The sequence below is a fragment of the Idiomarina sp. UBA4206 genome, assembly GCF_002383015.1.
Lineage (GTDB): Bacteria > Pseudomonadota > Gammaproteobacteria > Enterobacterales > Alteromonadaceae > Idiomarina > Idiomarina abyssalis.
The window spans coordinates 2,117-8,266 of sequence record NZ_DFTS01000036.1 but is presented as its reverse complement, the minus strand read 5'-3'; the positions used below and the strand labels follow the sequence as shown (position 1 = coordinate 8,266).

The 6,150-nt window shown below is 46.6% G+C and carries 7 protein-coding genes and 2 pseudogenes; 8 read left to right on the top strand and 1 reads right to left on the bottom strand.

Going from position 1 to position 6,150, the window contains the following annotated elements; genetic code table 11:
- Window positions 1–151, bottom strand: a pseudogene (locus B3180_RS07335) (transcriptional repressor); the annotation flags it as partial.
- 196 nt (window positions 152–347) lie between these two features.
- Between B3180_RS07335 and dusA the strand changes: the two are divergent.
- The 8 genes and pseudogenes from dusA (at window position 348) to rplB (ending at window position 6,097) form a co-directional block, all read left to right on the top strand.
- Window positions 348–1,312: pseudogene (dusA, locus tag B3180_RS07330) on the top strand (tRNA dihydrouridine(20/20a) synthase DusA).
- Between the two features lie 173 nt (window positions 1,313–1,485).
- Window positions 1,486–1,743, top strand: a complete 258-nt coding sequence (locus B3180_RS07325; RefSeq protein ID WP_054489123.1) for a hypothetical protein — start codon at window positions 1,486–1,488, stop codon at window positions 1,741–1,743.
- 183 nt (window positions 1,744–1,926) lie between these two features.
- Complete coding sequence (locus B3180_RS07320; RefSeq protein ID WP_414653613.1) at window positions 1,927–3,138, top strand: dipeptidase; 1,212 nt, start codon at window positions 1,927–1,929, stop codon at window positions 3,136–3,138.
- A gap of 208 nt (window positions 3,139–3,346) precedes the next feature.
- Complete coding sequence (rpsJ, locus tag B3180_RS07315) at window positions 3,347–3,658, top strand: 30S ribosomal protein S10 (RefSeq protein WP_053954198.1); 312 nt, start codon at window positions 3,347–3,349, stop codon at window positions 3,656–3,658.
- Between the two features lie 38 nt (window positions 3,659–3,696).
- Window positions 3,697–4,335 carry a 50S ribosomal protein L3 gene (gene rplC, locus B3180_RS07310; protein ID WP_054489121.1) on the top strand — a complete coding sequence of 213 codons (639 nt, stop codon included), beginning with the start codon at window positions 3,697–3,699 and terminating at the stop codon, window positions 4,333–4,335.
- Between the two features lie 18 nt (window positions 4,336–4,353).
- Entirely contained in the window at window positions 4,354–4,959 is a 606-nt protein-coding gene (rplD, locus tag B3180_RS07305; protein ID WP_054489119.1) for a 50S ribosomal protein L4, read from the top strand.
- A complete protein-coding gene (gene rplW / locus B3180_RS07300; protein WP_054489117.1) occupies window positions 4,956–5,258 on the top strand; it encodes a 50S ribosomal protein L23 in 303 nt (100 codons plus the stop codon). The genes rplD and rplW overlap by 4 nt, the downstream gene beginning before the upstream one ends.
- A 14-nt stretch (window positions 5,259–5,272) precedes the next feature.
- Window positions 5,273–6,097 carry a 50S ribosomal protein L2 gene (gene rplB / locus B3180_RS07295; RefSeq protein WP_011235150.1) on the top strand — a complete coding sequence of 275 codons (825 nt, stop codon included), beginning with the start codon at window positions 5,273–5,275 and terminating at the stop codon, window positions 6,095–6,097.
- Window positions 6,098–6,150: the final 53 nt, after the last annotated feature.

The window sequence follows — 6,150 nt, the reverse complement described above, 5'->3', positions numbered from 1 at the left end:
GTTGATCGAGTAAATCGTAGGCTCCGACAGCTCCTGAGTGCTCAGCGAGTATTGCAAAAACTTCGCGCCGGGCATTTGTGAGTCGGGCACCGCGTTGTTGGCAGAGTTTCTCTGCTTTATGTATCAATCGTTGTGCTTCTTGAGCTGTCATTGTCTACTACTATTTAAGATCGTTCTGGTCATTGTAGAGAGTTTTACAGGCAAGGAAAAGGGTTTTACGGAAGAGGCTGCTTAGTCGCTTATTCTGAGTTAAAATGTCAGGCAATTACTCGAAATTTATTGACTAACTTTTTAACCGGGTGGATGTTTTGGCTGTACCATATTCTTACAAGCTCTCAGTAGCGCCTATGCTGGACTGGACCGATCGTCACTGTCGGTACTTCCATCGTTTACTAACATNNCATCAACCACCCTTCTTTATACTGAAATGGTGACGACTGGCGCTATTATTCATGGCCAACAGGATTTTTTAGCATTCAACTCAGAGGAACACCCCGTTGCGCTTCAATTGGGAGGCTCTGAGCCTGACGCAATGGCTCACTGTGCCGCTTTAGCCCAAGAGCGGGGCTATGATGAAGTTAACATTAATGTTGGTTGTCCTTCTGACCGGGTTCAGAATGGAAGTTTTGGCGCATGTTTAATGGCGGAACCTAAAAAAGTAGCTGATTGTGTGAGCGCGATGAAAGCGGTTACCGATATTCCCATAACGGTAAAGACCCGACTCGGAATAGACCATCAGGACTCCGATGACTTCCTTTATCAGCTAACTGATGCCGTAGTCGCAGCAGGTGCCGACCAATTGACTTTGCACGCGCGCAAAGCTTGGTTACAAGGCCTGAGTCCTAAAGAAAACAGAGATATTCCCGAGTTGCAATATGAGCGTGTTTACCGGGCACAGCAACGGTATCCCGGTATTCCTGTTTCGATTAATGGCGGAGTTGCAACTATTGAGGACGTTAAAGAGCATTTAGCTCAAGTTCAAGGTGTGATGATAGGGCGAGCGGCTTATCAGAACCCCTGGTTGTTGACTGAGTTGGATTCGTTGACGGGTGTTGAGCGGTCAGAGTTGTCCCGGGAAGCGATTGTTACCGCAATGATACCTTATATCGATAACCATATCCGTCAGGGTGGCCGAGCATGGCACGTGGCCAGACATATGCTGGGACTCTTTCAGGGAATGGCCGGGGGGAAGCGTTGGCGACAGTATCTTAGCGTGAAAGGTCCGAGGGCGACTTGTGCTGAGCAATTGCTTTACGGTGCCTTGGCGTTTCGGGATGACCACAGTCAACATGTTTCGTCACTAACCTCATAAATACACTAAAAATTAGTGAAAAACACTAACCTGCTGAAGGTAAGGTTTTTACTGTTAATTAAATAAATACATATAAAACAACACCTTAAATAAAATCAAAAAGCTGGCACAACCTTTGAATTAGTTAGTGCGACTTAACTAACGCACTGTCATTTATTCAAAGGAGAAAAATTATGAAAGCGTTAATCGTAAGTGTTGTCAGTGGTGTTATGTTGTTCAGCGCATCGGCTTCAGCTGCCGATGATAATAGAGATTCTATCGCTGCTGAGATACAAGCTCAGATTGCTGAAATATCAGAGCAAGGTATGGAAACTATCAAGCAGTCAGTTTCTGATTCTATTCAGGAGTGGGGCCTTGAATTGTTTTCCAGTCTGCAGTTGACTGAAACTCAAAGTAAAGCGTCCGAAGAAAAAAGTCAGCAGACTCAGTAGGGAGCTCCCATGATTTTATTAGATCAATGGTGGCTCATTTGGTTGACCGCGCCGGTATTAGGAACGTTAGTCGTCGGCGCTGTCATAAGTTTCAGCGCATCCCTAATGCGGCACAGCTAGACTTTTGGTACTCTGCGTATATCTCGTTATAACAATAAAAGAGGAATACGTATGTTTAAGTCTCTGATAGCCGCGTCCGTGCTGGCCGTAATAACTGGCTGCGCAACAGCCGCACAGCCCACAGAAGGTAACGCTGAACAAGCAAAGTATACAGCGAGTGATAAAGCTGAAAGGCTGGCAAAAGAGTACCTTCTGGTTGATACACATATTGATGTGCCTTACCGAATTCACGATAAATGGGAAGATGTAACAGAAGCGACTGCCGAAGGCGATTTTGACTACCCTCGCGCTGTTGAAGGCGGTCTGGATGCGCCTTTCATGTCAATTTATATTCCAGCTTCTTATGAGCAAAGCGGTGGCAGTGTTCAACTGGCTCACGAACTTATTGATGGCATGGAAGCTCTGGTTGCACGAGCCCCTGATAAGTTTGCCATGGCTTATAGTACGGATGATATCCGTAGTAATAAAGAGCAAGGGCTAATGTCTATTGCTTTGGGGATGGAGAATGGCACACCAATTGAAGGTGACCTTGATAACTTGCACATGTTTTATGAGCGTGGCATTCGCTACATTACTCTGGCTCACTCATTATCTAATCACATTTCTGATTCCTCTTATGACATTCGCCGCCAGTGGGATGGTTTAAGCCCCTTTGGTAAGGAACTGGTCAAAGAAATGAACAAAGTTGGCGTTATGGTTGATGTTTCTCACATCTCCGATGAGGCGTTCTACCAGGCCGTCGAAATTAGTGACGTGCCAGTCATAGCTTCGCATTCGTCGCTGCGCTCATACACCCCCGGTTTCGAGCGTAATATGAGCGATGACATGCTAAAAGCTTTAGCGAAAAATGAAGGTGTTATCCAGATTAACTTTGGTTCATCGTTTTTGGCTGAGCAGGCAAACCGTTACCGCGATATGATGAAAAAGCGTATTAATGCTGTAAAAGAGCAGTATGGTGAAGACAGCGATGAAGCCAAACGTCGCATTAAAGACATAGAGGCAAATAATCCGTACCCGTTTGCGACATTAGATACAGTTCTGGACCATATCGACCACGTGCGCGACTTAATTGGCGTTGAGCATATAGGTATTGGCTCAGATTATGACGGTGTCGGTGATTCATTACCGGTCGGCTTAAAAGATGTATCTACCTATCCAAACCTTGTTCAGGGCTTAATGGACAGAGGGTACTCAGATAAAGAAATTGAAATGATTCTGGGTGGTAATTTAATGCGTGTTTGGGAACAAGTGGAAGACTACGCCGAAACACATTAAGGGCTTGACACCCGGCCGTGAATCGGTATAATTCGCGGCCACGTCTTTTGAGTTTATCGGCTTTGGCCGTGTAAAAGGCGTTCGACAACAGTCCCGATTGGGGACTGAACGGTTGACGTAGAATGTCGCACCCCCGGTATGTGCCAGGGAGGTTGCGATTTTCTGTGCTCTTTTTTAAATGCTCTTTTATTGAGGCTTTGATTTATTTATGGCTAATCAAAGAATTCGGATTCGTTTGAAAGCGTTCGATCACCGTCTGATCGACCAGTCGACTGCAGAGATTGTTGAAACTGCAAAACGCACTGGTGCTCAGGTACGTGGCCCTATCCCACTGCCAACTCGGAAAGAACGCTTCACCGTGCTGACTTCTCCACACGTGAATAAAGACGCGCGTGACCAGTACGAAATCCGCACCCACAAGCGTCTGATTGATATCATGGACCCTACTGACAAAACGGTTGACGCGCTTATGCGTTTAGATTTGGCAGCTGGCGTTGATGTACAGATCAGCTTGGGTTAAGTGGGCAGTAATAGGATTACACACGAGAGGTTTTAACAATGGCTATAGGTCTAGTCGGTCGTAAAGTAGGAATGACGCGTGTCTTCCAGGAAGACGGCGCTTCTGTTCCTGTTACTGTGATCGAAGTGCTGGCGAACCGTGTGACTCAGGTTAAATCTGATGACACTGACGGTTACCGTGCCCTTCAAGTGACCACAGGCGAGAAGAAAGCGAGCCGTGTAACCAAGCCTTTAGCAGGTCATTTTGCTAAAGCTGGTACAGAGGCAGGTCGTGGTCTTTGGGAATTCCGCCTGAAAAACGGCGAAGGCGAAGATTACGCGGTTGGTTCTGAACTGACTGTTGATATTTTCGCAGAAGTTAAGAAAGTAGACGTTACTGGTACTTCTAAAGGTAAAGGCTTTGCCGGTACTGTGAAGCGCTGGAACTTCAGCATGCAGGACGCTACTCATGGTAACTCATTGTCCCACCGTGCACCGGGTTCAATCGGTCAAAACCAGTCGCCTGGTAAAGTATTCAAAGGCAAGAAAATGGCTGGTCAGATGGGTAATGAGCGAGTCACTACGCAGTCACTTGAATTAGTTCGAGTTGATGCAGAACGCAGTTTGTTGTTGATCAAAGGTGCGGTCCCGGGTGCAACCGGTAGTGATGTGATCGTTAAACCAGCGGTCAAGGCGTAACGTCTGAGGAGAATAGTGATGGAATTAACATTGAAAGACGCAAAAGGCGCTCTTGAGGTTTCCGAAGCTACCTTTGGACGTGAGTTTAATGAAGCCCTTGTCCATCAAGTAGTTGTAGCTTACGCTGCAGGTGCTCGTCAGGGCACTAAAGCTCAGAAAACTCGTTCTGAAGTAGCCGGTGGTGGTAAGAAGCCTTGGCGTCAAAAAGGTACTGGTCGTGCCCGTGCAGGTACAATCCGTAGTCCTATCTGGCGTTCTGGTGGTGCGACTTTTGCAGCTAAGCCGCAAAATCACAGCCAGAAAGTTAACAAAAAAATGTATCGCGGTGCGATTAAAAGCATTTTGTCGGAATTGATTCGTCAGGAACGTTTGATTGTTGTTGAGAAGTTTGGTGTTGAAGAACCAAAAACAAAACAGCTGGCAGCGAAACTGAAAGAAATGGATCTGAACGACGTTTTGATCGTGACTAAAGAAGTTGATGAGAACTTATTCTTAGCTTCTCGCAACTTGCATAAAGTCGACGTGCGTGATGTTCAGGGTATCGACCCTGTCAGTCTGATTGCTTTCGAGAAAGTGCTGATGACTGCAGACGCCGTCAAGCAGCTTGAGGAGGTGTTATCATGATGCGCGAAGAACGTTTGCTTAAAGTGATTTTAGCACCTCACGTTTCGGAAAAATCGACTATGACTGCTGAAGGCAACAACACGGTTGTTTTCAAAGTAGCAGTTGATGCGACGAAATCCGAAATTAAAGCGGCTGTCGAAAAACTGTTTGAAGTTGAAGTCAAAAACGTACGTACAGTAAACGTAAAGGGTAAAACCAAGCGTACTGGGTTCCGTTTTGGAAAACGCAGTAACTGGAAAAAAGCGTATGTTGCCTTGAATGAAGGTGCTGACATTGACTTCTCTGGCGGCGCTGAGTAACAGGAGGAATAAACATGGCTGTAGTTAAAAGTAAGCCTACGTCTCCGGGTCAACGCCACGTCGTTAAAGTCGTCGGTCAGGACCTGTACAAAGGCAAGCCTTACGCACCATTGCTGGAAAAAAACAGCAAGTCTGGTGGTCGTAACAATAACGGTCGTATCACGGTTCGTCACATTGGCGGTGGACATAAACACCACTACCGTGTAATCGACTTTAAACGTAATAAAGATGGTATCCCTGCAAAGGTTGAGCGTATTGAATACGATCCTAACCGTTCAGCGAATATCGCTTTAGTTTTGTATGCTGACGGTGAACGCCGTTACATTCTGGCTCCGAAAAACCTATCTGTAGGCGATCGTATCCAGTCTGGTGTTGATGCACCGATTAAACCTGGTAACAGTCTGCCAATGCGCAACATCCCTGTGGGTAGTGTTGTTCACGCAGTAGAGTTACAGCCAGGTAAAGGCGCACAGATGGCTCGTTCAGCGGGTGCTTATTGCCAGATTCTTGCTCGTGACGGTGCTTATGTTACCGTTCGTTTGCGTTCAGGTGAGATGCGTCGCGTTCAGTCTGAAGGTCGTGCAACTATCGGTGAAGTAGGTAACGCAGAACACATGCTGCGTCAATTGGGTAAAGCCGGTGCAAACCGCTGGCGTGGTATTCGTCCTACCGTTCGTGGTGTGGCGATGAACCCAGTTGATCACCCTCACGGTGGTGGTGAAGGCCGTACCTCTGGTGGACGTCATCCTGTGACTCCATGGGGCACGCCGACCAAGGGCTACAAAACCCGTAAAAACAAGCGTACTGATAAGTTCATCGTACGCCGTCGCAACAAATAAGAGTTGAGGATAAAACATGCCACGTTCTCTTAAAAAAGGTCCATTTATTGACC